27 protein-coding genes and 1 riboswitch are annotated in these 25,867 nt (G+C 61.8%); of the genes, 19 read left to right on the forward strand and 8 right to left on the reverse strand.

Features of this window, described 5'->3' with window-relative positions:
• Window positions 1-8: 8 nt before the first annotated feature.
• Window positions 9-190, reverse strand: a riboswitch (cobalamin riboswitch).
• A gap of 41 nt (window positions 191-231) precedes the next feature.
• The gene (locus tag ACBG85_RS05945) at window positions 232-1,089 is read right to left on the reverse strand and encodes a siderophore-interacting protein (protein ID WP_217018460.1); all 858 of its coding nucleotides are present in this window, start codon (window positions 1,087-1,089) and stop codon (window positions 232-234) included.
• A 156-nt stretch (window positions 1,090-1,245) separates the two neighbouring features.
• Between ACBG85_RS05945 and ACBG85_RS05950 the strand changes: the two genes are divergently transcribed.
• Both ACBG85_RS05950 and ACBG85_RS05955 read left to right on the forward strand, forming a co-directional pair.
• The gene (locus ACBG85_RS05950) at window positions 1,246-1,404 is read left to right on the forward strand and encodes a hypothetical protein (protein WP_155419158.1); all 159 of its coding nucleotides are present in this window, start codon (window positions 1,246-1,248) and stop codon (window positions 1,402-1,404) included.
• A gap of 166 nt (window positions 1,405-1,570) precedes the next feature.
• Entirely contained in the window at window positions 1,571-2,362 is a 792-nt protein-coding gene (locus tag ACBG85_RS05955) for an SDR family NAD(P)-dependent oxidoreductase (protein WP_007734701.1), read from the forward strand.
• A gap of 50 nt (window positions 2,363-2,412) precedes the next feature.
• On the opposite strand, the gene ACBG85_RS05960 is transcribed toward ACBG85_RS05955, so the two are convergent.
• Complete coding sequence (locus tag ACBG85_RS05960) at window positions 2,413-3,768, reverse strand: DUF1254 domain-containing protein (protein WP_165639145.1); 1,356 nt, start codon at window positions 3,766-3,768, stop codon at window positions 2,413-2,415.
• A 101-nt stretch (window positions 3,769-3,869) separates the two neighbouring features.
• On the opposite strand from ACBG85_RS05960, the gene ACBG85_RS05965 reads away from it, so the two are divergent.
• The 4 genes from ACBG85_RS05965 (at window position 3,870) to ACBG85_RS05980 (ending at window position 6,425) form a co-directional block, all read left to right on the forward strand.
• Window positions 3,870-4,271, forward strand: a complete 402-nt coding sequence (locus ACBG85_RS05965) for a nuclear transport factor 2 family protein (protein WP_165639146.1) — start codon at window positions 3,870-3,872, stop codon at window positions 4,269-4,271.
• 164 nt (window positions 4,272-4,435) lie between these two features.
• Window positions 4,436-4,591 (forward strand): DUF6131 family protein, encoded by a 156-nt coding sequence (locus ACBG85_RS05970; RefSeq protein WP_003945564.1) that lies wholly within the window; start codon window positions 4,436-4,438, stop codon window positions 4,589-4,591.
• Window positions 4,592-4,726: 135 nt separating this feature from the next.
• On the forward strand, window positions 4,727-5,203 hold the full coding sequence (locus ACBG85_RS05975) for a hypothetical protein (RefSeq protein ID WP_003945539.1): 477 nt from the start codon (window positions 4,727-4,729) through the stop codon (window positions 5,201-5,203).
• 64 nt (window positions 5,204-5,267) lie between these two features.
• Entirely contained in the window at window positions 5,268-6,425 is a 1,158-nt protein-coding gene (locus tag ACBG85_RS05980) for an AI-2E family transporter (RefSeq protein ID WP_042453495.1), read from the forward strand.
• A 7-nt stretch (window positions 6,426-6,432) separates the two neighbouring features.
• Here the strand turns inward: ACBG85_RS05980 and ACBG85_RS05985 are convergent, their stop codons facing one another.
• Window positions 6,433-6,648 (reverse strand): hypothetical protein, encoded by a 216-nt coding sequence (locus ACBG85_RS05985; RefSeq protein WP_003945874.1) that lies wholly within the window; start codon window positions 6,646-6,648, stop codon window positions 6,433-6,435.
• Window positions 6,649-6,836: 188 nt separating this feature from the next.
• Between ACBG85_RS05985 and ACBG85_RS05990 the strand changes: the two genes are divergently transcribed.
• A complete protein-coding gene (locus tag ACBG85_RS05990; protein ID WP_003945929.1) occupies window positions 6,837-7,106 on the forward strand; it encodes a DUF4235 domain-containing protein in 270 nt (89 codons plus the stop codon).
• Window positions 7,107-7,128: 22 nt separating this feature from the next.
• Here ACBG85_RS05990 and ACBG85_RS05995 read toward each other — a convergent pair whose 3' ends face one another.
• Window positions 7,129-7,536, reverse strand: coding sequence for a RidA family protein (locus ACBG85_RS05995; protein WP_007734708.1), 408 nt, complete (start codon window positions 7,534-7,536; stop codon window positions 7,129-7,131).
• A 111-nt stretch (window positions 7,537-7,647) separates the two neighbouring features.
• Between ACBG85_RS05995 and ACBG85_RS06000 the strand changes: the two genes are divergently transcribed.
• Complete coding sequence (locus ACBG85_RS06000) at window positions 7,648-7,863, forward strand: BldC family transcriptional regulator (protein WP_003945782.1); 216 nt, start codon at window positions 7,648-7,650, stop codon at window positions 7,861-7,863.
• 72 nt (window positions 7,864-7,935) lie between these two features.
• Here the strand turns inward: ACBG85_RS06000 and ACBG85_RS06005 are convergent, their stop codons facing one another.
• The 3 genes from ACBG85_RS06005 to ACBG85_RS06015 are packed head-to-tail and all read right to left on the reverse strand — an operon-like array spanning window position 7,936 to window position 10,582.
• Window positions 7,936-9,135, reverse strand: coding sequence for an acetyl-CoA C-acetyltransferase (locus ACBG85_RS06005; protein WP_070160309.1), 1,200 nt, complete (start codon window positions 9,133-9,135; stop codon window positions 7,936-7,938).
• A complete protein-coding gene (locus tag ACBG85_RS06010) occupies window positions 9,132-9,794 on the reverse strand; it encodes a 3-oxoacid CoA-transferase subunit B (protein ID WP_007726396.1) in 663 nt (220 codons plus the stop codon). Before ACBG85_RS06010 ends, ACBG85_RS06005 begins: the two co-directional genes overlap by 4 nt.
• Window positions 9,791-10,582, reverse strand: coding sequence for a CoA transferase subunit A (locus ACBG85_RS06015; protein ID WP_257216406.1), 792 nt, complete (start codon window positions 10,580-10,582; stop codon window positions 9,791-9,793). Before ACBG85_RS06015 ends, ACBG85_RS06010 begins: the two co-directional genes overlap by 4 nt.
• A 143-nt stretch (window positions 10,583-10,725) precedes the next feature.
• On the opposite strand from ACBG85_RS06015, the gene ACBG85_RS06020 reads away from it, so the two are divergent.
• Complete coding sequence (locus tag ACBG85_RS06020) at window positions 10,726-11,505, forward strand: IclR family transcriptional regulator (RefSeq protein WP_042452404.1); 780 nt, start codon at window positions 10,726-10,728, stop codon at window positions 11,503-11,505.
• 17 nt (window positions 11,506-11,522) lie between these two features.
• On the opposite strand, the gene ACBG85_RS06025 is transcribed toward ACBG85_RS06020, so the two are convergent.
• A complete protein-coding gene (locus ACBG85_RS06025) occupies window positions 11,523-12,104 on the reverse strand; it encodes a helix-turn-helix domain-containing protein (RefSeq protein WP_372027828.1) in 582 nt (193 codons plus the stop codon).
• A 112-nt stretch (window positions 12,105-12,216) separates the two neighbouring features.
• Between ACBG85_RS06025 and ACBG85_RS06030 the strand changes: the two genes are divergently transcribed.
• The 10 genes from ACBG85_RS06030 to ACBG85_RS06075 all read left to right on the forward strand — a co-directional run bounded on the left by ACBG85_RS06030 (window position 12,217) and on the right by ACBG85_RS06075 (window position 25,841).
• Complete coding sequence (locus ACBG85_RS06030; protein ID WP_064443210.1) at window positions 12,217-13,620, forward strand: MFS transporter; 1,404 nt, start codon at window positions 12,217-12,219, stop codon at window positions 13,618-13,620.
• A 109-nt stretch (window positions 13,621-13,729) separates the two neighbouring features.
• Window positions 13,730-15,637, forward strand: coding sequence for an alkyl/aryl-sulfatase (locus ACBG85_RS06035; protein WP_063314908.1), 1,908 nt, complete (start codon window positions 13,730-13,732; stop codon window positions 15,635-15,637).
• A gap of 17 nt (window positions 15,638-15,654) precedes the next feature.
• A complete protein-coding gene (locus ACBG85_RS06040; protein ID WP_099698708.1) occupies window positions 15,655-16,635 on the forward strand; it encodes a linear amide C-N hydrolase in 981 nt (326 codons plus the stop codon).
• A gap of 104 nt (window positions 16,636-16,739) precedes the next feature.
• Window positions 16,740-18,071 carry an MFS transporter gene (locus ACBG85_RS06045; RefSeq protein WP_058038904.1) on the forward strand — a complete coding sequence of 444 codons (1,332 nt, stop codon included), beginning with the start codon at window positions 16,740-16,742 and terminating at the stop codon, window positions 18,069-18,071.
• Window positions 18,072-18,117: 46 nt separating this feature from the next.
• On the forward strand, window positions 18,118-19,314 hold the full coding sequence (locus ACBG85_RS06050) for an anhydro-N-acetylmuramic acid kinase (protein ID WP_209448389.1): 1,197 nt from the start codon (window positions 18,118-18,120) through the stop codon (window positions 19,312-19,314).
• Entirely contained in the window at window positions 19,311-20,186 is an 876-nt protein-coding gene (locus ACBG85_RS06055) for a MurR/RpiR family transcriptional regulator (RefSeq protein WP_003941452.1), read from the forward strand. Before ACBG85_RS06050 ends, ACBG85_RS06055 begins: the two co-directional genes overlap by 4 nt.
• 97 nt (window positions 20,187-20,283) lie before the next feature.
• On the forward strand, window positions 20,284-21,201 hold the full coding sequence (murQ, locus tag ACBG85_RS06060) for an N-acetylmuramic acid 6-phosphate etherase (protein WP_039972677.1): 918 nt from the start codon (window positions 20,284-20,286) through the stop codon (window positions 21,199-21,201).
• The gene (gene nagB / locus ACBG85_RS06065; RefSeq protein WP_003941456.1) at window positions 21,202-21,981 is read left to right on the forward strand and encodes a glucosamine-6-phosphate deaminase; all 780 of its coding nucleotides are present in this window, start codon (window positions 21,202-21,204) and stop codon (window positions 21,979-21,981) included. It begins immediately after the preceding gene.
• A 60-nt stretch (window positions 21,982-22,041) separates the two neighbouring features.
• Window positions 22,042-23,457: an FAD-dependent oxidoreductase gene (locus ACBG85_RS06070; RefSeq protein ID WP_209448390.1), complete on the forward strand. Its 1,416-nt coding sequence runs from the start codon at window positions 22,042-22,044 to the stop codon at window positions 23,455-23,457.
• 86 nt (window positions 23,458-23,543) lie between these two features.
• Window positions 23,544-25,841 (forward strand): serine/threonine-protein kinase, encoded by a 2,298-nt coding sequence (locus tag ACBG85_RS06075; RefSeq protein ID WP_372026557.1) that lies wholly within the window; start codon window positions 23,544-23,546, stop codon window positions 25,839-25,841.
• The last annotated feature ends 26 nt before the right edge of the window (window positions 25,842-25,867 follow it).

Here is a 25,867-nt window from a genome sequence, read left to right on the forward strand (position 1 = left end):
ACAGGCGCCTGTTGACCCCTGCTGCCAGCCGGTATTCGGACTCGAGATCGCTCCACCCGAGCGCCTTCCCAGATTCTCATCCAGTGGCGTAAGCCCGGGCGGTCACCCTCACCGCTGCGCGTCAGTTCCGGATTCACACCGGATTCCCTGACCCCCTGTGTGGAGGTCCGCTGGCACAGAGGAACTTATCACCGCAGTGCACCGCCGGTCAGGTCGGCTGGTGTGAGGCAATCAGATCTCGATGGCCAGGTCGTCGATGTCGGTGAGGGTTCCGCCGTCGGCGAGGATGCGCTCGTAGTTCTCGCGTCGACGGAGGTCGATTTCGGTGTTGCTGACGCCCTCCTTCCAATATCCGAATATCGCGACGTCGTTTTTGTCGAGTCCGACGGTCGATCGAAAGTGCTTCCGGATTGCGCGCATCTCGTTGCGTTCACCGGCGCCCCACACGACGTAGCTCGCGGGATTGGCGAGCTCGCGTGCTCGTACCGCCAGTGGGCCGTCGGGCTCGGCCGGATCTGCGCTCACGCGGTGAAGCTCCAGGCCGGGGAGGGCGGGCAGTTCGGCGAAGGCGACCTCGTCATCTGTTGTGACCCAGCCGATTCCGACGACGTCGGTAGGTAACTGCTCGATGATCGAGTGCAATGCGGGTATTGCGGTGCCGTCCAGAAAAAGTGCGATACGTCGACCAGGAACATCAGGGATCAAGAAGTGTGGCCGCGGACCGGTGAGGCCGAAGGTGTCACCGACGGCCAACGCTGCTGCCCACCTCATCATCGGACTGGTCTGTCCGTGCAGGACCACATCGACGACGATCGATCCGCTCGCTGAATCGTAGGAACGCACCGTGTACACGCGCGAAGCGTCGTCGAAGGCCGGCCCGAGATTCATGCGTACGGTCACATTCGGGCGTGACCAGGTCGGATCGTCGGTCGACTCCGTCAAACGAGCCGTGATCCGCAGCAGGTGATCGCTCGGTCGCTCCAGTGCTTCGACGATCGCGAGAACGTCGTTGAGTCCGCGATTGTGGTCAGCGGTCCGTAGGACGGTCGTCGGGGGAGTTGTTGTGCGCGAGGCGTCTGCATGTGTCATCGACTGTGCTCCTGGATCGGGTTTTCGGGATGCCGCCAGGTTAGTGCTACCTAAGTCGAGCGAGTTGTCCAGAAGTGACATCTGATTACCTGAATGATTCGGGTCTCGAAACGACGCGGTTGAGCGAGTGGTGCCGGCGCTGCTACCGTGCCTGTGATGTCCATACGCCGCTGTTCTCTCGCTTCCGGCCGTGCACTGCGCACGGCCCGATTCGGCGTAGCGACTTTCCGACGTGGGCGTAAGGCGATCGACCGCCGCCCGTCCGGTCTTGTCTGGATCGAAAGAGCCTTGGCCGCACCGGCCGGATCCGTCTGACATTCGCCACTTCGGCGAGCATTGCCTCGCCGAGATTTCGCAGTGCCACACCTGTTGCAGTGCTGCGCATTTCCCGTACCTGAGATTTCTCGCGGGTGAGTTGTGAGTGTCGGCGCCACCGAGCCTGGAATGCCAGCCAACTCGTTTTCGTGAAAGGTACACAGCAATGAATCGTTTCGAAGGTCGTCGTATTCTCGTCACCGGCGCAGGATCTGGAATCGGGCAGGCCACCGCGCTGCGGTTGCTCGCCGAAGGTGGCCGCGTGGTCGCTGCCGACATCTCCGAGCAGGGTTTGGCGAACACCCGGAAATCGGCAGAACATGCTTCGACGGAGGATCGCCTCGACACCCTCGTCGTCGATATCGGTGACGAGGGTTCCGTCATCAGGGTTGTGGGTCAGGCGATTTCGTCCCTCGGGGGATTGGACGTACTGGTCAACGCCGCCGGGATACTGCGTGGTGGGCACACCCACGAGACCTCGCTGGACCTGTGGAATCAGGTGCTCTCCGTGAATTTGACGGGCACTTTCCTCGTTACCCGCCAGGCACTGCCGGCTCTCCTTGCCACCGGCAACGCAGTCGTGGTGAATTTCAGTTCCACCTCCGCTGCCTTCGCGCACCCGTACATGGCCGCGTATGCCGCAAGTAAGGGAGGAATCCAGTCCTTCACTCACGCACTGGCTCTCGAATACGGCAAGCAGGGTCTGCGTGCCGTCGCGGTGGCTCCGGGCAGTGTGAAGAGCGGGATCACCGACACTACGGCGTCGTACTTGCCGGAAGACACCGACTGGTCGCTCTTCGGCAAGTTGTCACCGATTCTGAGCACTGATCTGGAGTCCGGTGGTGCCCCCATGGCCGGGCCGGAAAGTGTTGCGGGAGTTATCGCGATGTTGGCATCCGACGATGGTGCCTTCATCACTGGCACGGAGATCCGGATCGACGGCGGCACGCACGCCTGATTCTGCGTCCGTCTGACGGCCCGCACAGGCAGGCCGTCAGACGCGAGCCGTCATTCTCGCGAGCGAGTGATGGCGGGGACGACGTAGGACTGATCGAGCACGGCGGGCGAAGGTTCGTACATTCTCAGTACCGGTCGGAAATCCCCGCGCGGTGCGGGCAGCCAGTTTGCCTTCGCCGTGGGATCTTTCGGCTCCTCGTAGCTGATCGTGATCGTCAACGCACCGTCGGCGTCGTGGACGATTCCTGGAGTGCGGTCGCCGATCGAGTATCGGTCGACGGGGTTCGCCACGAGGAAGAAGTCCGGCACCGAGTACATCGTCAGCGACCAGAAGGCGCTCACCGGCGGAGTGGGGTCGAGTCTTATTGTGTAGGTGTGAGTTCCGTTCAACTGCTCGCCCTGATCGTCGACGTAGGTCATTATGTACGCCGCTTCGTAAGGGTGGTTGCCCCACAGCCCGCCCTTGGCAGCCGCGGCGCGTTCGACGATGCGCAACTTGGGATCGGCGATCTTGAATTGTGGATCGTCGATTGTGCCGACCTCGAAGTAGTCGAGGTTGTAGTCGAAGGCGTGGAATGTGAGCTTCCATCCGTTGACTTCGGGGCTGGAGCCTTTCGTGAGGGCCTCGAGCAGGTTCTTCTCACCGATCGTCAATCCGTCAGCCAACGCGGCTGCCCCGTCGGCAGAGAGTGAAGCGGCAGAGCGTGAGCTATAGGGAGAGGCCCCGGGCTCGTCGATTCCGATCGGGGAGAAGGAATCCTGGAGTTCTCGATCGCGTGGGGCCGGCGGAAACGCCTGTGACCAGATGCGGAGTTTCTCGAGGAACAGGAGGTCCTGGCTTACCCCGGGTTCGGGCACTGGGAGACCCGCCGAGTTTCCGGTGGAGTCGACGACGGTCAGCGTGGTGGCGTCCTGCAAGGCGTGCACCGCAGGGAGGTCGTCGTCGCCACCGCATGCCCAGCGGCCCACGATCGACGCAATGTTCGTGGGAAATCTGATCACCGTGGTCTGGTCCGCCGGGGTTCCCGTCCAGGTGGGTGGGACGAGAAGGAAGTCTCCGCTCTTCGTGCCGGTGGCCCGATGCCCGACGTAAGCGAAATTGTTTGTCCAGGCGTCCACGAACTGGAGGACGTAGTAACGGCCATCGGTATCGGGGACGTGCAGCGCAACGGGGCCGACAGAGAGGTCGATCTGCGCCATGGAGTACACGGTGTCGTTGTTGATCGTGACGAAAGTGTCTGCCGGCCCGGCCAGTGTGCGGGCGTGGCTGAAGGTGTTGAAAGGTGCGGCGGGGTTCGCTCCGACACCGTTGTGAACATACCGATGGACCTGGTCGAGATTGAAAACGAGGGGAAATCCGTAGATATACGCCTGAGCTGCAAGCTCGGTGCGACTGGTGTCTGTCATCTCTGCCCTCTCGTCGTGCACGTCGGTTCGAAGTCCACCCTGCGGGAACCCTGCCGTCGGGGCATCACCCGCCGAGGGTGACGACGGTAGAGGGAGAAGACATGTCGGATCAGGAGAGTGCGGCATTGGTCGCTGTCGCAGACGAGTGGAACGTCGCGATGTGCTCGAACGACGCCGAACGGATCGGCGATTTCATGGCAGACGACTGGGTGATCGTCTCGGAATCCGGAGTGTCGACCAAAGCGGAGTTCCTGGGTTTCGTGGCCTCGGGCGACCTGACTCATTCGGCGATGGACCGCGTCGGGAGCGCTCGCGTGCGTTTCTTCGGTGACGTCGCACTGTTCACCACGCGGATCGTCAATACCGCGCACTACGGCGGCAGACAATACGACGCCGACGAGTGGACCACCGACGTGTTCGCGCGGCGAGACGGTCGTCGGTGCTGCGTGTTGAGCCACATCACGCCGGCGGTCGAGGCGAAGATCGAGGACGTGGAACTATGACGTAGAGATAAGAGAAAGGCTGATGTTTTAACGGTGACACTATTGGGTAGTAATACGAGTTTCGCATTTATGAATGTATTTATCGGATTTATCGATTGTGAAGTTTCTGTAGTAGCGTCAGTTGAGTAGATCATTTTGATACGCATACCGGATGAGGTTCTCACATGATTGTTCTCGGCATTATTCTGGCGTTGATCGGCTTTTTCACGGGGTTGAGCATTCTGACCACCGTCGGCATCATCTTGGTCGTCGTAGGTGCAGTTTTGTCCATCCTCGGTGCTACCGGGCGCGCAGTGGGCGGACGAAAAGTCTGGTATTGATCAATACTGCGCGAGTAGCTGAAAAAGCGGTACCCGATCTCTTCGGAGATCGGGTACCGCTTTTTGTGCTCCAACTGGTTTTCGGTCTCTCTACCCCAAATTATCGATCTGAGCGGCATCGGGTAAACATGAAGGATGCTTTCTCGAGACCATGACGAAGAGAAATCTGCCGAGCGATTCAGATTCCCTCGCAGATGGAATCAGGTTGACGAATCGCGCCGCGGTTTGGTGTTGGCGTGGGTGGCCTTCACGTTGACGTTCGGCGGAGCACGTCTGGTGACGTGGTTGATCCAGATCGACACCAGGGACGTCGGCGACATCAGCGCCGGTGGCACTCATCTGCATCACTATCTATGGGGAATTCTGCTGTTGGCCGGGGTGGCGATCTTCGGACTCGTAGACCGAAGCCCTCGCGCAAGAACATGGATGGGCATCGCGTTGGGCATCGCACTCGGGCTCATCGTCGACGAGGCTGCGTTACTGATCACTCTCGACGACGTCTACTGGCAGAGCGACGGTTGGCCCAGCATCGCCATCGCTGTGTCGATCATCGGAGTGGTAGGAACCGGTCTCGCGCTGACCCGAAGCGGAGCGGAGAAGCCTCGAGGTTGATCCGGCCGCGGCACGGGTACTCACTCCCGTGCCGGGAAGTCGCGCGGATCGTGAGGTGGCTTGAATGGATCCCAGTTCCGCGGACACCTCACCGGATTCCGACAGTGAAGTCAAAGCTGCAGATCCGATGGCGGAAGCCGAACGTGAAGCCGCAGCATTGGCGACGCCCGTCCGGCCGCTGGGCGAACCGGGGCCGAGGTTCGATCGTCGTTCACCGTTCTTCATCGGTCTGAGCGCGGCGGCCGGTGTTGCCGTGACGTACGCGGTGATCGAAGTGCTCCTGGCGGCGCGAGGCATGCTGATCCTGATCGTGGTCGCGCTGTTTCTCGCGGTGGGCATCGAACCGATGATCGTCTGGCTTGAGCGGAGACATTTCCGACGCTGGATCGCAGTCACCGTGGTACTCCTCGGAATTGCAGTGATGTTGGCGCTGTTTCTGGTTGCTGCGATCACCCCGCTGGTCGAGCAGGGACGTCAGTTCGCATCACACGCTCCCGAACTTCTGACACACATTCGTGACCGGTATCCGATCGTCAGCGACCTCGACGAGAAGTATCACCTCGAGGAGCACCTCACCACCCAACTGGACGGTTCGGGGTCTGCGCTCGCGACGGGTTTGCTCGGAGCGGGGCGGGCGGTGTTCAGCGCAGTCGCCGACGCTGGAATCGTTGCTGTACTGACGACGTACTTCTTGATCGACTACCCACGAATCCGCACGAATCTGTATCGGCTGGTGCCACATTCGCGGCGGCCACGAGCAATCGCCATCGGTGATCAGATACTGGCAGGTGTGGGTGGGTACGTCCTCGGCAATGTTCTGATCTCCGTGATCACCGCAGTGTGCACCTTCGCGTGGTTGTTGATCTTCGACGTGCCGTATCCGTTGATCCTGGCGCTGCTGGTCGCTCTGCTCGATCTGATCCCGATAGTCGGTTCCACGATCGCAGGGGTTGTCGTCGCCCTGGTCTCCCTGACAGTCTCTGTCCCAACGGCATTGGCGACAGTCGCGTTCTTCATTGCGTTACGACTGCTCGAGGACTACCTGCTCGTTCCGAAGATCATCGGGAAGACGGTGGCGGTCCCGGCACTGGTGACCGTTGTCGCGGTTCTGTTGGGTGGAGCGTTGCTCGGTATTGTCGGTGCGTTGCTGGCGATTCCGGTCGCTGCGGCCTTGCTGCTGCTTGCAAGGGAGACGCTCTTCCCGCGCCTCGACGCTTCTTGACCGGCTTCTATCGGACGCTTCGCGCGCGACGCCGAGAACCAGGATTCGGCTTGGGGCACATCCGAGTCGGGATGGTTTCTCCCTCGGCGGTGATACGGAATACCGAGACTTTCTCGCTACAACCGTGATTCAGATCGACCGCGTATGCGATTGCGGCGCGATCCGAGACGAAATCTTCCATCACCGTTGTACCGTCCGGTAGTTCGATTCTGTAGTTTTCCATGACTTACACAACCTTCTTTCGCTAAGACGATCCTACCCGGCTCGAGAAGTGGCAAACCCGTGGAACACAACGTGCGACAGTCGTCTTCGTGCCTTGCCGGTGCAATGTTTCGACACCTCGCCTGCTGGGTAGTGAGAGTCGGTCAGCCCGCTCATGCGGTACGTATCGAACCACGGAGGATCCGCGCAATGAGCGCAGTATCGAAAGCGATGTACAAGCCACTCTCACTGGCGACCAGCGTCCTGGGCGGCATCTTGGCCGGCGCTGTCTTCCAGCAGGTGTGGAAGCGCATCGGTGACGACAAGAATGCGCCCGAGCCCAAAGACTTGAGCAGGTCGAGCAAGGAAGTCCTGATCGCCGCAGCCCTGCAGGGAGCCATCTTCGCTGTTGTGCGAGCCGCAGTGGATCGTGCGGGGGCAAAGGGCTACCGGGCCCTTGCTCATGAAGATCCTCGGTAGGGACGCCCGGTTCGGTTCGAGTTCAGTCGACGACGGCCGCGATTGCCTCGATCTCGACCAGTTGATCGTCGTAACCGAGAACGGTCACACCCATCAGAGTGCTCGGGGCGTCGTGATCACCGAACGCGTCGCGGACTACCTCCCACGCCGCAACCAGGTCGGCTTGATTGCTCGACGCCACCAGGACGCGGGTGTTGATCACGTCGGTGATGGACGCGCCCGCGTCCGAGAGAGCTGTTCTCAGGTTGTCGACGGCCTTGGCTGCCTGTCCTGCGTAGTCACCGATGGCGGCAGTGGAGCCGTCCTCGTTCAACGGGCAGGATCCGGCCAGGAAGATCAGTCGTGCATCGGCGGGAGCCGTTGCTGCATAGGCATATTCAGCCACCGAAGAGAGTGACGTGGAACGGATCAGAGTTACCGACTTCGACATTATTTCCCCAAGGAATAGTAAAGTTTTGCAGCGAGTCTTTCACAGCACGCCAGGGGTTGCCAATTCATCGTCGGACCCATCCCTTCAGTCGGCAGCTACGAATGACTGCCAATGAGCCGAGAAGAAGAGCACACAGCACCTGTCGACGAGTGGCTGACGACCAAACAGGTTGCAGCACTGTTCCACGTCGACAGGACCACGGTGTCCAGATGGGCGAGGGAGGGCAAAGTCGGCACTCTGAGAACGCTTGGCGGGCATCGGAGGTACCGGCGATCGGAGATCGAGACGTTGCTGCGTAACCGCTCGACGACGCTCGATCACCAATAACCTTCGGCACGAAACAGACAGGTCGCCGAGCATGATGAGGGCTCGGCGACCTGTCTGGTCAGCAGGAAGTAATCAGGCCTTGGGGACGCGGACGATGAGTGCGTCGCCTTGTCCGCCGCCGCCGCAGAGTGCGGCTGCGCCGATGCCGCCGCCGCGGCGTTGCAGTTCGAGGGCGAGGTGCAGGGCGATGCGGGCGCCGGACATGCCGAGGGGGTGGCCGACGGCGATGGCGCCGCCGTTGACGTTGACCTTGGCGGGGTCGAGGCCGAGTTCGCGGGTGGAGGCGATCCCGACGGCGGCGAATGCTTCGTTGATTTCGACGAGGTCGAGGTCGGTGGGGTCGATGCCTTCCTTCGCGCAGGCCTTGGCGATGGCCCGGGCGGGTTGGGACTGGAGGGTGGAGTCGGGTCCGGCGACGACGCCGTGGGCGCCGATTTCCGCGATCCAGGTCAGGCCGAGTTCTTCGGCTTTGGTTTTGCTCATCACCACGACGGCGGCGGCGCCGTCGGAGATCGGGGAGGCGGAGCCGGCGGTGATGGTGCCGTCCTTGCTGAACGCGGGACGCAGTTTGCCGAGGGATTCGGTGGTGGTGTCGGCGCGGATGCCTTCGTCCTGGGCGAAGACGATGGGCTCGCCCTTGCGTTGGGGGATGGAGACGGGGACGACTTCGTTGTCGAAGAGGCCGTCTTTCCAGGCGCGGGCCGCGTTCTGGTGTGAGGCGGCGGCGAAGGCGTCCTGCTCGGCGCGGGTGATGTGGGCGGTTTCTTGTTGGTTGACTTGTTCGGTGAGCAGGCCCATGGCCTGGTCGGTGAAGATGTCGTGGAGGCCGTCGTAGGCCATGTGGTCGCGGAGGGTGACGTCGCCGTATTTGAAGCCTTCGCGGCTTTTTTCGAGCATGTGGGGTGCGCGGGACATCGATTCCTGCCCGCCGGCGACGACGATGTCGAATTCGCCGGCGCGGATGAGTTGGTCGGCGAGGGCGATGGCGTCGATGCCGGAGAGGCACACTTTGTTGATGCTCAGGGCGGGGACGTTCATGGGGATGCCGGCGGCGACGGCGGCTTGGCGGGCGGGCATCTGGCCGGCGCCGGCGGTGAGGACCTGTCCCATGATGACGTAGTCGACTTGTTCGGGTGCGACTGAGGACTTGTCGAGGGCGCCTTTGATGGCGATGCCGCCGAGGTCGGACCCGGAGAGGTCTTTCAACGATCCGAGGAGTCGACCCATCGGGGTACGAGCTCCCGCAACAATCACAGTGGTCGTGTCGGTCATGCCAGTTCAACTTTCAGTTCGGTGCCGGTTGCGGCGACTACGTCTTCGACGCTGACATCGGGGGCGAGTTCACGCAGGACGAGTGGACCTTCTTCGCTCACGTCGATGACGGCGAGGTTGGTGATGATCCGATTCACCACGCCCTGGCCGGTCAGGGGCAGGGTGCACGCGTCGACGATCTTGGGGTTGCCGTCGCGGTCGTTGTGCTCCATGACGACGATGACACGCCGGGCACCGTGGACGAGGTCCATTGCGCCGCCCATGCCCTTGACCATCTTGCCGGGGACCATCCAGTTTGCGAGGTCACCCGTCTTCGACACCTGCATACCGCCGAGGACTGCGGTGTCGATGTGGCCGCCGCGGATCATCCCGAACGAGAGGGCCGAATCAAAATATGCCGCACCGGGGTTGACGGTCACGGTCTCTTTGCCGGCGTTGATGAGGTCAGGATCGACGTTGTCCTCGGTGGGATACGGTCCGGTGCCGAGAATTCCGTTCTCCGAGTGCAGGACCACACGAACGTCCGAGCCCAGGTATCCGGGAATCAGTGTGGGAAGGCCGATTCCGAGATTGACGTACTCCCCGTCGATCATCTCTGCAGCCGCCCGCGCTGCCATCTGCTGGCGCGTCCAACCCGTCACTGTCACTGGTGCGGTCATCGTGAGGTTCCTTCCGAAGCGCTGACGGTTCGCTTTTCGATTCGCTTGTTCTGAGGGCCGGTGTGGACTACGCGCTGGACGAAGACCCCAGGTAGATGCACCGATGCCGGGTCGATTTCACCGGGCTCGACCAGACGTTCCACCTGCGCGATGGTGACCCGTCCCGCCATCGCGGCGAGCGGGTTGAAGTTCATCGCGGTCTTGTCGAACACGAGGTTGCCGTCGGTGTCTCCGAGAACAGCGTGCACGAGTGCGTAGTCGGCGTTGATCGCCTCTTCCATTACGTAACGCTTGGTTCCGAAGACACGAGTCTCCTTCGGAGGCGATGCAATAGCGATCGAGCCGTCGGCGTCGTAGCGCCATGGCATTCCGCCGTCGGAGATGGGGCTACCCACTCCGGCCGGTGTGAAGAATGCGGGGATTCCGGTTCCGCCGGCGCGCAGACGCTCGGCGAGCGTTCCCTGCGGCGTCAGTTCCACTTCGAGTTCGCCGGCCAGGTACTGCCGGGCGAACTCCTTGTTCTCGCCGACGTACGACGCGGTCACTCGTCGGATACGGCCGGCGCTCAGCAAGATTCCGAGACCGTGATCGTCGACGCCGCAGTTGTTGGAGAACACCTCGAGGTGGGTTGCACTCGTAGCTGCGATCGCGTCGATCAACACGTCGGGGATGCCGCACAAGCCGAATCCGCCGACGGCCAGCGTTGCGCCGTCGACGATGTCGGCGACCGCCTCCGCTGCGGACTCGTACACCTTTGCTGTCATGTTCTCTCCCTGCCAAGCGTTCATTGAGTAGACACTCACTCACTTCGATATCCAGTGAACTATCTCCAGTTCACAGGTTCAAGGAATCTCGAACATCAACCGAGAACTGATCGACTACTGATCGTCTGAAGGAATTTCGTTCATTGAATGGACGCTAGGATGGCTGCATGCCAACTCACGGGCAATCGCCGGCCGTGGTCGCGCGGGTGGCTGCACTTCTGCGAGCCCTCGGCGCGTCCGAACCAACGGGCACTTCCACCACGGAATTGGGCAAGGTCACCGGCCTCGCTCGGCCCACTGCGCACCGACTGCTCACGTCCCTGGCTGCCGAAGGACTGGTCGACCGTGACGCACGAACCGGTCGGTGGTCTCTCGGCCCGGAGTTGTACCTCCTGGGGGCGGCGGCCGGAAATCGGTACGACATCACCGACCGGGCTCGCGACGTCGTCGACGAACTTGCCCGGGTCACGGGGGAGAGCGCCTTCCTGTCGGCACGCCGAGGTGACGAGACCGTCTGCATCCTGAGTCAGGAAGGCAGTTTTCCACTGCGATCTCACGTGCTGCACGAGGGGAAGCGATTCCCGTTGGGGGTCGCGTCGGCGGGGCTTGCCATCTTGAGCCATCTACCGACGCGGGACGTCGACGACTATTTCGCCCGAGTGAATCTGGAATCGGAATGGGGTGAGATCCACAGTGAGGCATCACTCCGTGAGCGAATCGAGTCGACGCGTGTCACCGGGTACGCGGTCAATCCAGCCCTCATCGTCGAGGGAAGCTGGGGGATGGGTGCCGCGGTGTTCGATCGCAACGGTCGCCCGGCCTGGGCGCTGAGCCTGACCGGAGTGGAAACACGCTTCCGGCCCGCGCGTCATGCCGAGTTGGGAACGCTACTCCTCGAGTATGCTCATACGTTGTCGAACCGACTGAAAACACATGCAGTGAACTAGCTTTCGATAAACACGCTTTAGGCAGGAGCGTTCTTTACCTTCGTGCGCACGTGTGCCTTCTCGCCTTGCGGGCCGAACAGGTGCAAGATCTCCACCACCTGTTCATCGGCAGGCCCGAACCAATGGGGCTCGGCAGTGTCGAACTCCGCGACTTCCCCGGGGTGCAGGACAACCTCGTTCGCCCCCAGGATGAGACGCAGATCCCCGGCGAGGACGTAGAGCCATTCGTAGCCGGCGTGGGTGACGAGCTTCGGTGGACGCGGACCGATCACCTGCTTGAAGACCTGCACGCGGCCGGGATAGCGCGTCAACGGAACGACGGCACTGCCGTTCTTGCGTCGGCTCGGGGTGAGATGGACCCGAGGATCGCCCGTAGCGGGGGCGCCGACGAGTTGGTCCAGCGCGACCCGGTGCGCTCGGGCAAGCGGCAACAACAGATCGAGGGTGGGACGACGCTTACCCGATTCGAGGCGTGAGAGTGCGCTGACGGAGACGCCGGTGGCCTCGGACAGCGCCTCGAGAGTCAATCCGCGATCGCGTCGAAGCGTGCGCAGCCTCGGTCCGATATCGGTGATCAACTGCTCGAATTCAGCATCCATGCTGTCCATCTTTGCAGTTTCCGCAAAATTCTTACCGACTTCGGACTCTGGAGAGCAACGATCCTTTCGACAGTCGAGTACGGCAGAGCACTTCGAGAGATGGAGTCCGACCATGAAACCTTCGAGCGGGATCGAACCGCAAGTGATCGGACTTGATGCACGGCGGCGATGGGGCATCCTGGCGATCTGCTGCACGAGCCTGTTCGTCGTCGGGTTGGACACGACCATCGTCAACGTAGCCCTGCCGACGATCGGTGAGGGATTTCGCGTCGGAACCCGTGGTCTGGAATGGGTCGTCAACGCGTACACACTCGTCCTGGCCAGCTTGCTGATCTCGTCCGGAGCGGTGGCCGATCGATTCGGCAGGAGACGAGTCTTTCAGATCGGGCTTGTCGTTTTCGGGGTGGCGTCGATTGCCTGCGCACTCGCTCCGTCCGTGGAGGTGCTGATCGCGGCGCGGATCGTCCAAGGCGTCGGTGGGTCGATGCTCAGTCCGGTTGCCTTGGCGATCGTGGTCAACGTGATGACCGACCCGAAGGAGCGGGCCAAGGCGATCGGGGTGTGGGCCGCGGTCTTCGGCCTGAGTATGGCGGCAGGGCCGATCGTCGGCGGTGTGCTCATCGAAAGTTTCGGCTGGCGATCGGTTTTCTGGATCAACGTGCCGGTGATCTTGGCCGTGCTCGCCCTGACTGCTGTGTTTGTACCGGAGTCCCGAGCGCAGCAGTCGCGACGTCTCGACCTTCCCGGTCAGTTGCTACTGGTGATTCTTGTCGGCGGGGCGGTCGCCCTTCTGATCGAGGGTCCGCGAATCGGATGGTTCTCTGCCGCGGCGACGGCAGGGTATGTCGTTGTTGCTGCAGCGTTGGCCGCATTCATCCGCGTCGAATCACGCAAGCGCGAGCCACTGATGGATCTGGCACTCTTTCGCCGCAGAACGTTCTCGTCGGCTGTGGTCGGCGCTGTCGTGGTGTTCGTGGCGTTGAACGCGACGCTACTGCTCGGCACGTTCTACTTGCAGCACTCCCGCGGAATGAGTCCGGCACTGGCCGGCGCGATCACCCTTCCGATGGCTGTTGCGGCAACGGTCTGCGCGCCGTTGTCCGGAATACTCGTCGGACGCTTCGGCCCGCGGCGGCCGCTACTCATTGCTGGTAGCTTCACGACACTCGGCGGGCTGTGCCTGGTCTCGCTCGACAACAACACGGCGATTCCGATGCTCTTGGCCGCTTACCTGTTCCTCGGTATCGGATTCGGATTCTCGAATGCCCCGATCACCAACACCGCCGTCAACGGGTTGCCGAGATCGCAGGCGGGGCTTGCTGGTGGAATAACCTCCAGTGCACGCCAATTCGGTGCTGCTCTCGGTGTTGCGCTGGCCGGTGGCATCATCGGCGGCAGTGCATCGGTGGATGTCGCGCAGGCATCGAGGTCGGGATGGATCCTGGTTGCCGGATGTGGGATCGCGGTCCTGGTAATTGCACTCGCATCTCGGAATTCCGAGGAACTCCCCGGCTGATCACCTCGCGTGTTCGTGGGAGCTTCACCCTGCGCGGGTGATTCCAAGCGCGTGCCCAACCGATACAGATGATGGGGTATCAGATCGTCGTATCCGAGCGGGGAGTGCCATGTGCCAGACACCTAAGGACGCAACACCGGCCACAGTCACGGCGAATCGCGAGGCAGTCGCACGGTATGCCATGGACGACCGGCAGGATTTTGCCGACGCGGATCGAGGATTGATCGCTCCGTTGCCGGGCAAGGTTGTCGCCGATGACGGGCATACGGTCTTCGATCCCGATGCGATGGCATACCTCGGTGACGATGTTGCCGCGCCGGAGACAGTCAATCCGAGCCTGTGGCGTCAAGGACAACTGATGCGCCGAGGTGGTCTGTATCAGGTGACGGATCGCCTTTACCAGGTACGGAACAACGACCTGGCAAATTTGACGGTTGTCGAAGGTGGCGAGGGACTGATCGTCATCGACTGTATGGCGGGGGTCGAATCGGCGCGCCAGGGTATGAAGATGATTCGTGAGCACGTCAGCGATAAGCCAGTTTCGGCGATCATCTACACGCACACCCACATCGACCACTACGGCGGAGTCAAAGGGATCGTCGATCTGGACGACGTGACGTCCGGGCGAGTTCCGATCATCGCACCGGGCACGATCGCGTCGTTCGACAAGTTCGCGATCGGGGAAAACGTCGTCGCCGGAAATGCCATGGCGAGACGGTCCTTCTACGCCTTCGGTGGATTGCTCGATCTCGATGCCAAAGGGATGGTTACCTGCGGCATCGGCACGATCAGCACGAAAGGTCCACTTGTCTCGTATATTTCCCCCACTGACAGCATCACGGAGACCGGAACGAAGCGTGAGATAGCCGGTCTGGAATTCGAGTTCCTCTACGCGCCGGATACCGAGGCCCCGGAGGAAATGCACATCTGGATCCCCGAACTCGCCGCGCTGACCTGTGCGGAGAACGCCAATCATTCGCTCCACAACATCCAGACCTTAAGAGGTGCGCGCACTCGCGACGCTCGGAACTTCGCGCGGTATCTGGACGAGACTCTCGAACGGTGGGGAGACGACGCGACTGTTCACTACGGACCGCACACGTGGCCGGTGTGGGGTAACGAGAACCTGGTGCCGTTCATCGAATCGCAAAGGGACACTTACAAGTACATTCACGACCAGGCACTCCGTCTCGCGAACAAGGGGTACACGCCGCTCGAAGCTGCCGAGGTGATCGAACTACCGGACGAACTCGGGCGCAAGTGGTACAACCGCGGATATCACGGCACTTTGCACCACGACGTTCGCGCCGTGTACACCAAGGAACTGGGAATGTGGGACGGCGATCCGGTGTCGCTTCATCCGCATCCGCCGGTCGAATCGGCGAAGAGGTTCGTCGATCTCCTTGGCGCGCAGAAGATCCTGGACGAGGGCAAGCGCGCATTCGACGCCGCGGACTACCGATGGGCGGCAGAGATCCTGCACAAGTTGGTGTTCGCGCAACCGGAGAACACCGAAGCGAGGAATCTGCAAGCCGACGTCTACGAGCAGATGGGTTATCAAGCCGAGGGGCCGCAGTGGCGTGGGATCTATCTCTCGGCCGCCCTGGAGCTCCGTGAAGGCGCCCAGCCCGCCCCCTATGTCACCGCGAGCCAGGACAGTGTCCTCGCGATGCCCATCGACATCCTCTTCGACTTCGTTGCAATACATCTCATCGGCGACAAGGCCACCGACGCGGAACTGCGGATCGATTTCGTGTTCACCGATCGCGGCGACGAGGCATGGACTGCGTGGGTCAAGCGCGGCGTCCTCAATGCACGTAAGGGCGCGTCACCGAACACACAACTGACGGTCTCGGGCCCGAAGGCGGCACTCGTGGGAGCGCTTCTGCAACCGGGCGCGGCCGCCGAACTGGCCAAGGCCGGGAAGATTTCGCTCGACGGAGACGAATCAGCGCTCGAGACGCTGGGAGGGTTGCTCGATACCTTCGATCCCAGTTTCAATATCGTCACGCCGTAACGAAGGGATAGTTTTCGATGTGTACACGCTTGGTCTACTTGGGGCCCAACGACACTGTGATGACTGCTCGATCGATGGATTGGAAGGTCGATCTCGGAACAAACCTCTGGGCTTTCCCGCGCGGCATGACCAGAGGGGGCTGCGCAGGTCCGAACTCGATACAGTGGACGTCGAAATACGGAAGTGTTGTCGCGACGGCCTACGACATGTGCACGACCGACGGGGTCAACGAGGCTGGACTGTCTGCCAATCTCTTGTGGTTGGTCGAGTCCGAGTACCCGACGTATGACGGTTCGACCCCGGGATTGTCGATCGCGGCGTGGGCGCAATACGTCCTGGATCGCTTTGCGACAGTTCAGGAAGCGGTCGAAGTGCTCGCGTCGGAACCGTTCACGGTAGTGACCGCTGCCGTTCCCGGCGAAGACCGCCTCGCAACGCTGCACATGTCGCTCTCGGACGCCGGGGGAGACAGCGCGATCATCGAGTACGTCGGTGGACGCCCGACGATTCATCACAGCCGTGAGTACCAGGTGATGACCAATTCGCCGATCTTCGATCAGCAACTCGCCGTCAACGAGTACTGGAAGCAGATCAACGGAACCGTCATGCTGCCCGGAACCAACCGTGCCGCTGACAGATTCGCGCGGGCATCGTTCTATGTGGATGCGATACCGCAGACGGACGATCCGCGGGCGGCGTTGGCATCCACCTTCAGCGTTATTCGGAATGTGTCGGTGCCCCTCGGTATTTCGACTCCCGACGAGCCCAACATTTCATCGACCCGTTGGCGTACGGTCGTCGATCACAAACGCACGCTCTATTTCTTCGAGTCGGCAATGACGCCCAATACCTTCTGGGTGGACGTGGCGTCGATGGATCTCGCGGAAGGGACACCCGTCCGAAAGCTCGGACTCGGACCGAACGAGAGCACCGTCTATTCCGGTGACTCCACTGACCAGTTCGAACGGGCGGAGGCATTCACGTTCGCGGGAGCATAAGGCTTCGGGGCGTAGTAAAAATCCAATCGTGAAACTTCTTGACATTTCTACTCCGTTCAGATGAAACTTTGTTGCATATTCGGGTTTCGTCAACGGAGGACGGCATGGGCATCACAGTCCAGACACGGAATGATGGTGCGCAGCTCAAACGGCGCAGGGCGCTCGTCGCCGGCTCCGTCGGAAATTTCATCGAGTGGTACGAGTTCGGTGTGTACGGGTTCTTCGCGACGATCATCGCGTCGAACTTCTTCAGCGCCGACGGCTCCGGCGACCTCGAAAGCCTGATCAAGACCTACGCGTCGTTTGCGCTGGCCTTCTTCTTCCGCCCAGTGGGGGCCGCGCTGTTCGGTCGACTCGGTGACCGCATCGGCCGACGCCCCACCTTGGTGATCGTTCTTCTGCTGATGTCGGGTGCGACGACCCTGATCGGTGTGCTCCCCACCTACGAGAGCGTCGGAATTCTGGCACCGCTTCTCTTGACGGTCCTTCGAATTCTGCAGGGATTGTCGGCCGGTGGTGAGTTCGGCGGTGCAGTGTCGGTGATGACCGAGTTCGCTCCGCCCGGACGACGTGGGCTGTACGGCTCGTGGCAGTCGTTCACCGTCGCACTCGGACTGCTCGCCGGTGCGGGTATCGCAGCACTCCTCGCCACTGTCCTCGACCCGGGACAGCTCGGTGACTGGGGCTGGCGCATTCCGTTCCTCCTTGCACTTCCGATGGGTCTGGTTGCTCTATGGCTCAGGCTCCGCCTCGAAGAAACGCCGTCGTTCGAGCGTGCTCGATCAGTCCAGTCCGAACCGACAGCTGATGCGCCGGCGCCGGTAGTGCAGCCGACTGTCGGAGAGACAGCCAAGGCGATTCTGCTCGGAATCGGGCGGTTGATGGGGTGGTCTGCTGCCGGTTACACGTTCCTCGTCGTGATGCCGACTTATCTTCAGAGTTCACTCAACGCGACTTTCCATCAGGCACTTGTTGCTTCCGTGCTCGCCAATGCGGGCTTCGCGGTGACCATTCCGATCGCGGGTGGACTCAGCGATCGCATCGGACGACGCGCGGTCATGCTCACCGGCACCGTGATAATTCTGGTCTTGGCTCTGCCGCTGCTCAACGTCCTGCAGAACGAGCAGACGTCTTTGACAGCCAAGGGATTTGCAGTGTTTGCCGCCGGCGCCGCAGTGGGACTTGTTGCCGGACCCGGACCCGCCATGCTCTCCGAGATGTTCCCCACCTCGGTTCGGTACACCGGATTGGGACTCGCATACTCCCTGTCCAACGCGGTCTTTTCGGGCTGCGCCGGTTTGATCATCACGTGGCTGATCAAGGAAACTTCCAATCTCGATATTCCGGCCTACTTCGTGATGGCAACGTGCGCCGTCAGTGCGATCGCCTTGAGTACCTTGCGAGGAAATGCCCACAAGCGGGCACTCGTCGACTGACCGCAGCTTTTCCGAATGCCGAAACGATCCGAGTAAGGGATATTTCATGAGAGTCATCGGCCTGATGTCCGGTACTTCGTACGACGCTATCGATGCTGCCGCAGCAGACATCCGGATCGACGGGGACACTCTTGTGCTCACCCCACTGGGCATGGTCAGCGAACCGTATTCCGGTGAGTTGCGGGCTGCGGTGGCGGCTGCGGTACCGCCGGCGTCCACCACTGTCGGTCAGATCTGCCAACTCGACACCGAGATCGGACAGGCATTTGCGGCCGTGGCTGCGCGGGCGAACGAGGAACTGTGCGGTGGCAGTGCGGAATTGATCTCCTCACATGGTCAGACGATGTTCCACTGGGTCGAAGGAGCGCAAGTAAAGGGCACTCTTCAGCTCGGGCAGCCGGCCTGGATAGCCGAGAAGACCGGATGCACGGTCGTGTCGGACCTGCGCTCTCGCGACGTGGCGACGGGTGGTCAGGGTGCACCACTGGTCAGTGCGTTCGACGTATTGTGGCTCAACGGAAGAACTTCGGGTTCCGTCGCGCTCAATCTCGGTGGCATCGCGAACGTCACTGCTCCGGGAGGCGCTCCGACATCGACGGCAGATGGTGCCGCAGTACCGATTGCCTTCGACACCGGCCCCGCAAATGCGCTGATCGACGCTGCGGTAGGCGAATTCACTGCCGGGGAGCAGTGGTTCGATCTCGGTGGGGCTCTGGGCGCAGCGGGCACACCGAACGTCGATCTGCTGGCACAACTACTGAGCGAACCGTATTACGCGCGGCCCGCTCCCAAGAGCACGGGCAAGGAACTGTTCCATCGGGACTATCTACTCGCCGCTCTGCGTGGCTACGAGTCCTTGTCTCTGGCCGACATCGTCGCGACACTGACTGCACTGACCGCCCGGACCGTCGCCGATTCCGTCAAAGCGCTGGCGGCTACCGAAGTGGTGGTGTCAGGCGGTGGCACCAAGAACCCGACGTTGATGGCGATGCTTCGTGACGAACTGGGCGACATCGCGCTTGTCTCTTCGGACGAGCTCGGCGTCACCTCCGATATCAAGGAAGCATTGGCTTTCGCGGTTCTCGGCTATCTCACCGCACACGGATTGCCCGGCAGCATCGCTTCGTGCACCGGTGCGCGTCACGCCAGTGTGCTCGGATCTCTGACGCCAGGAAGCCGTGGGCTGCCTAGAATCACATCGGTGCCGTCAGCTCCGAAAACGATGCGAATCGAGGCGTTATGACTTTGGACCGGAGTGCTCCGGCGTCCGTCGACCTGCTTGCTCGTATTCGTGCATCACTGAGCAGCCTCTCGCCTGCCGAGCTGCGGATCGCCGAAATCATCGAAGCCGACCCCAGTCTGGCCTCCACCCTGACGGTCAACGACCTCGCCGAACGAGCGTCGACAAGCACGGCGACAGTGGTCCGCACAGCCAAACGACTCGGTTTCGAGGGTTATCCACAGCTTCGTCTCGCGCTGGCGGCGATCAGCGGGTCCGGTACAGAGAACACGATCCCGCTCGGTGTGGACATCGTTGCTGCCGACTCGGCCGGTGAGGTGATGGCCAAGCTCGCCGAGTTCGAATCCGAACAACTCAAGGGCACGGCGCAATTGACAGATCCTGCTGCGCTCGAAGAAGTTGTGTCCCGGATTCGATCCGCCCGCCGCGTCGAGGTCTACGGCATCGGCGCCTCTGGCATCGTCGCGCAAGACCTCACGTTGAAGCTCTCTCGCATCGACGTCAACTGCCGGGTTCATCTCGACCGAGACGCGGCCATGGTCAGCGCCAGCTTGCTCGGACCGGACGACATCGCAGTGGGGATCTCACATTCGGGTGAGACTTCGGATGTCGTGGAACCACTTGCCCTTGCCCGTCGAACCGGGGCGTCGACGGCTGCGATCACCGGAGGGGCACGATCGACGCTCGCCGTGCAGTCACATCACGTTCTGCTCACTGCCGGTAGAGAATTCGGTTTCCGATCGGCTGCGATGGCAAGCCGCACCGGTCAGCTGTTGGTAGTCGACACAATTTTTGCGATGGTGGCGCACTCGCTGCCCAGCGCACTCTCTGCTCTGCAACGAAGCCATGATGCCATTGCTTCGAAGCGGCACTGACGAGGAGTCGTCGCTGTGAGTACTGACGAGGAGTCGTCGCTGTGAATACTGACGAGGAGTCGTCGTAATGAATATCGATCGAGGAGGACTCGCCACAATGCAATTGGAAATGCTCTCCACCGAGAGACCCAACCCTCTGACCCGCGATCTCGATGTCATGTCGGTGTCGGGTCTGCTGACGGTGATGAATCAACAGGACGCAATCGTGGCCGGCGCGGTGGCAGCGGTACTACCCGCCATCGAAGCCGCAGTCGACTTGATCGTCGCGGCCCGAGCACAAGGTGGTCGACTGATCTACCTGGGAGCGGGGACAAGTGGGCGTCTGGGAGTTCTCGACGCGGTGGAATGCCCTCCGACGTTCGGGACCGATCCGGGCGAGGTGATCGGCATCATCGCCGGTGGCCCTGGAGCGTTTCTGAACGCCGTCGAGGGGGCAGAGGACGATCCGCGAGCGGCTGGGGTCGATCTCGACGCAATCTCGTTGAACGCCAACGACGTCGTGGTGGGTCTGGCTGCCAGCGGTCGTACCCCCTACGTCATCGGGGGACTCGATCACGCCCGCGAACTCGGCGCTGCAACAGTGGCAGTCTCGTGCAACCGGAACGCGGCAATGAGTTCTCACGCCGGCGTGGCCATCGAAGTGGAGACCGGCCCCGAAATCCTCACCGGATCGACGAGGCTCAAGGCCGGAACTGCGCAGAAGATGGTGTGCAACATGCTCTCCACGGCGAGTATGGTTCGCTCCGGGAAGGCATTCCACAATCTGATGGTCGATCTTCGGCCGACCAATGCCAAGCTTGTCGATCGTGCGAACCGGATCGTCGCGGCAGCCACCGGAGTCGATACCGAGATCGCTGCGGAGACCATCGACAATGCCGATGGTCATGTGAAGGCAGCGGTCGTCATGTTGTTGGCCGAATGCGACTTCGCCGAAGCAACCGAACTGTTGGACCGCGCTTCGGGTTCGGTACGTGAGGCCATCGTCGGAGCCGGCAAGAGCAGTGAGGAAGTCTGAATGGAAATCGTCATAGTTCCCAGTCCGGAGGACGGCGGGCGAATCGCTGCAGATATCGTTTGTGGCGCAATCGAAAACGGAGCGCGGACGCTCGGCCTCGCGACCGGATCGTCACCGCTGCACACGTATCGAGAGCTGATCAAGAGGCATCGAGAATCGGGAGTGTCGTTCGCGGCGATGAGCGCGTATCTTCTCGACGAGTATGTAGGTCTCACGTCCGATCAGCCGCAGTCCTACGCGCACACCATCCGCACGGAACTCGTGGATCACCTCGACATCGACAATGCGCGAGTGTTCAGCCCCGACGGCGGGGCCGCGGATCCCAGTGACGCTGCCCGGCGTTACGATGCTGCCATCGCCGAAAACGGTCCCATCGACGTGCAGATCCTCGGCATCGGCCTGAACGGACACATCGGTTTCAACGAGCCCTCCTCCTCGCTTGCATCGCGCACCCGAGTGAAGACCTTGACCGAGAGGACCCGCGCCGACAATGCACGGTTCTTCGCAGACCCAGCCGACGTACCGCATCATGTGATCACGCAAGGGCTCGGAACCATCAGTGATGCACGGCATCTCGTCCTGATCGCGGACGGCGCCCGCAAAGCGCCCGCCGTCCGGGCCGCGGTCGAAGGTCCGGTCTCGGCATTCTGCCCGGCGTCGGTGCTGCAGCTGCATCCACACGTGACCGTCATAGTCGACGAGGCAGCTGCCGGCGAACTCCAACTAGCGGACTTCTACCGCTACACAACCGAGCACAAGCCTGCAGAGCAGGGTTACTGAAAAGCGGGCTGCTGAAAGCGGACTTGATCTCCAGCGCAGTTGAGGTCCTAGCCTCGGGGGATGATCAACGCCAGAGGTCCAGCGGTATCCCCGCCTGCGGCGCCCCGATTCTTCTCACCACCGCTCAGTGTCGCGATCGTCGGAGCGGGGCCGGCGGGAATCCACGCCGCCGGCGCTCTCGCCGAACTTGCGCCCGGCACCAAGACAGACGTGTTCGAGCGTCTACCGACGCCGTACGGACTGGTGCGCTACGGTCTCGTACCAGGGCACCCCGAATCCGAAAAGTTCGCCCATTCTCTGCACACCACGCTGGTCGCCAGTGACTTCCGGCTGTTCTGCAACGTGGAGATCGGAAAGGACCTTTCAGTCGGTGACCTACGTTCTTCCTACGATGCTGTGATCATCGCAACCGGTGCGCCGCGGGATGCACCTCTCGACATTCCCGGCGTCGAGCTTCCAGGTTCTTTCGGTGGCGCCGAGTTTGTCGGTTGGTACAACGATCACCCGGACAGCTCGCCGCAGTGGCCGCTGAACGCGGAATCGGTCGCAGTGATCGGAGGTGGCAACGTCGCACTCGACGTCACCCGTATGCTCCTCGCCGAGGCGCAATCGCTGCAGGCCACGGACGTCTCCGACCAAGTTCGGGAAGGGATCGCCGGCAGTCGAGTTCGCGAAGTACACATCTTTGTCCGGCGCGGACCAGCCGACGCTCGCTTCTCCCCGAACGAGTTGCGCGCTCTCGGTGAACTGCCCGGAGTCGATGTTGTCGTCGATTCTGTCGATGTCGTACCGGACCGGCATGTCGAGCGGATGACCAAACAGTTGGCGCACACCCGACTGGCAGTCGAGACACTCCGTAGTTTCGCGGACACTGCGCCTGCCGACCGAACTGCCCAGCGTCGAGTTCACCTGCACTTCTACCGACAGCCGGCGCAGATTCTCGGCAGCGGGAAAGTCGAAGCACTCCGCGTCGAGCGGACAGACCCGGACGGATATGGTCACGTCACCGCTTCGGGTATCTGTACCGACTATCCGGTTCAAGCTGTGTACCGGGCAATCGGATTTCTCGGGACGCCACTTGCCGGGGTGCCTTTCGATCACCGACGCGGCAATGTTGCGCACCAGGGCGGCGCAGCGGTCGACGAGAGCGGCTCGCCGATCGCAGGTTTGTTCGTGACGGGCTGGATGAAGCGAGGTGCCGCCGGGCTGATCGGTGCGGCTCGGCCTGATGCACGCCAAACCGTCGAAACCTTGCTGCGACAGTTGGATTCGGCATACGAGCGTCGAGCCGGCCATGGCCGGCTCGCGGAGGTCCTCGGGGCCGGCAGAGTGGTGCCCGTCGATTGGGATGGATGGCTTCGCATCGATGCCGCCGAACGTGCCCTCGGTGTGAAGCATGGGCGTGATCGGATCAAAATCAAAGAGCGCGACGAACTCGTTCGCATCGGCACGGAGTCGGCAGTTCACGCCGAATAGATTCGCTGGGGTCTGGAGTACCACCGGGGTTACGCTGAAGTGAGTCACTCCGATTCATTGTGATCGAGGTGCGGAACAGAAGTGTCATGAATGAACGTGGTGCGCAGGCCAGTGACGCGACAATCGCGAGCGGGCCCCTGACCGAACGGGGCACCGTCACCGAGTTGCGCCTCTCAACGCTGCGGGTGGTGCGTGACGGCCAGAACGGTGCAGACGGTCTCGGCCGCCTTGTGGCGGATTGGGAGGAGGGGCGAACCCCGTCCGACCTGAGCGATTATCTGCCTGATCCAGTCAAGATTCGTCGGGCGGCGCTGATCGAACTGGTCGGAATCGACATGGAGTACCGCTGGCTGAAAAATGATTGCCCGAAACGGCTCACGGATTACTGTGCCGAGTATCCCGAATTACTCGAAGAACCATTACCGGCCGAGCTCCTGTACGAGGAGTTCCGGCTGCGGAAGCAGGGTGGGGAGGACGTCGCAGCAGCCGAGTACCTCAGCGAGTTTCCCTTGCAGGCAGAGAGTTTCGAGCAGATGTTCGACCGTGATTCGATGGCCGGTCGCGAAGACGTGATGATGTTGGGGCTCTCGGGTTTCGACGAGTTCGAAATCGGGCAGCACCTGGACGATTTCGAACTGGTGTTGGAACTCGGGCACGGCGCATTCGCCCGCGTGTTCCTCGCTCGGCAACTCTCGATGCAGCGGTGGGTTGCGTTGAAAATCTCGCGCAACGTCGGAGTCGAGCCACAGACTCTCGCCCAGCTCGACCATCCCAACATCGTCCGGGTCTTCGATCAACGGCTGCTCGAGGAACGCGCACTGCGAGTCCTTTTCATGGAATACGTGCCGGGTGGGACCCTGCTCGACGTGGTCAAACTTGTCCGCGTGACACCGCAGGCGCAGCGGTCCGGACAACTACTTCTCGACGCCATCGACAAGACCCTGGCGACGAAGGGAGAGATGAAGCCCAGCGAGACGAGCCTGAGGAGCGAGATCGCTGCGATGTCGTGGCCGGAGACCGTGGCCTGGATCGGGATGCGACTGGCCGATGCCCTCGAGTATGCGCGTGAGCACGGCGTATTACATCGGGACATCAAGCCGGCGAATGTCCTCCTCAGCGTCGAAGGCATCCCCAAGCTCGCCGACTTCAACGTCAGCTCGAGCGAGGAGGTCTCGACCGAGGACGCTGCATGTTTTGTCGGAGGCTCGCTTGCCTACATGTCTCCGGAGCAATTGGAGGCCTGTGCGGTGGGGGCGCCTGGCACACTCGACACCCGTAGCGACATCTATGCACTGGGCGTGATGTTGTGGGAACTCCTCACCGGGAGTAGGCCTTTCACGGACGACGGTACGGGGGAGAGCCCACCGTCGCCCAAGAAGGCGCTCGAGGCCCGCCGGCGCGGGGTGGATCCCGCAGCCGAGGCACGGCTACCAGACGACTGTCCGCCGGCGCTGCGCCGAGTTCTGGTCAAGTCTCTCTCGCCGGAGAGAGACGGAAGGTGGTCTGGCGGCCGAAAGCTGGCTCGTCAGTTCGCTCTGTGTCTGGACCGGTCTGCTCGCAATCTGGTGGACCCACCGGAAGGGAGTCCACGTTCGACGTTGTGGAAGTGGGCGCTGCCGATAGTGCTTGCCGCGATCGGAATTCCGAATCTTCTTGCGGCGGGCTACAACTACTACTACAACAAGATGCTGATCATCTCGGGTCTCTCGCCGCAGGCTCAGCAGCATCTCGAGCAGGTTCATCTGGTCATCGGGGTGGCTGCGTTCTCTCTCGGTGCCGCAGCGATCCTGTATTGGTGTCGGCTTGCACTCACCGTGCCTCACGGACTGCGCAACGGTCAGACGTACAGCGCGGAGGTCTTGAACAAAGCGCGTACCGCGACGCTGAATGTCGGACATCGCGCGGTGGTGATCGCATTCGGTCTGTGGGTTCTGGCCGGTATCGCATATCCGGTCGCATTGCAGATTGCCGCCGGCGGAATTCCGCAGCGAGCCTACGTGCACCTGATGTCGTCGCTGGCGGTGTGCGGCGCCGTCGCAGTCGCGTATCCGTTCTTCATCCTGACGTACTACTCGGTTCGATGTCTGTATCCGATCTTGTTGTCACACGGCGAGTTACGAAGCGACGACGGACGCGATATTCGCTCGTTGGGTCGGAGCAGCACGCGTTACCTCGCAGTCGCGGCGTCGGTTCCCCTGGTGGGAATCGCGGGGCTCAGTTTTGTCGGTTCGGGTGCCGGTGAGGAACTCAACGCAACAGTCCGTGCGCTGTGTTTGGGCGGTATCGCCGGATTCATCGTTGTGTATCAACTGTTTCGACGGATCGAAAGTGACCTCCGAGCACTGCTGCGCGTCGTGTCTCTCGAGGTGTCGGCGTCTCCGTAAGTGCCGAACAACCGTATTCGAGTCGG

This window comes from Rhodococcus sp. NyZ502, assembly GCF_041464245.1.
GTDB lineage: Bacteria > Actinomycetota > Actinomycetes > Mycobacteriales > Mycobacteriaceae > Rhodococcus_F > Rhodococcus_F qingshengii.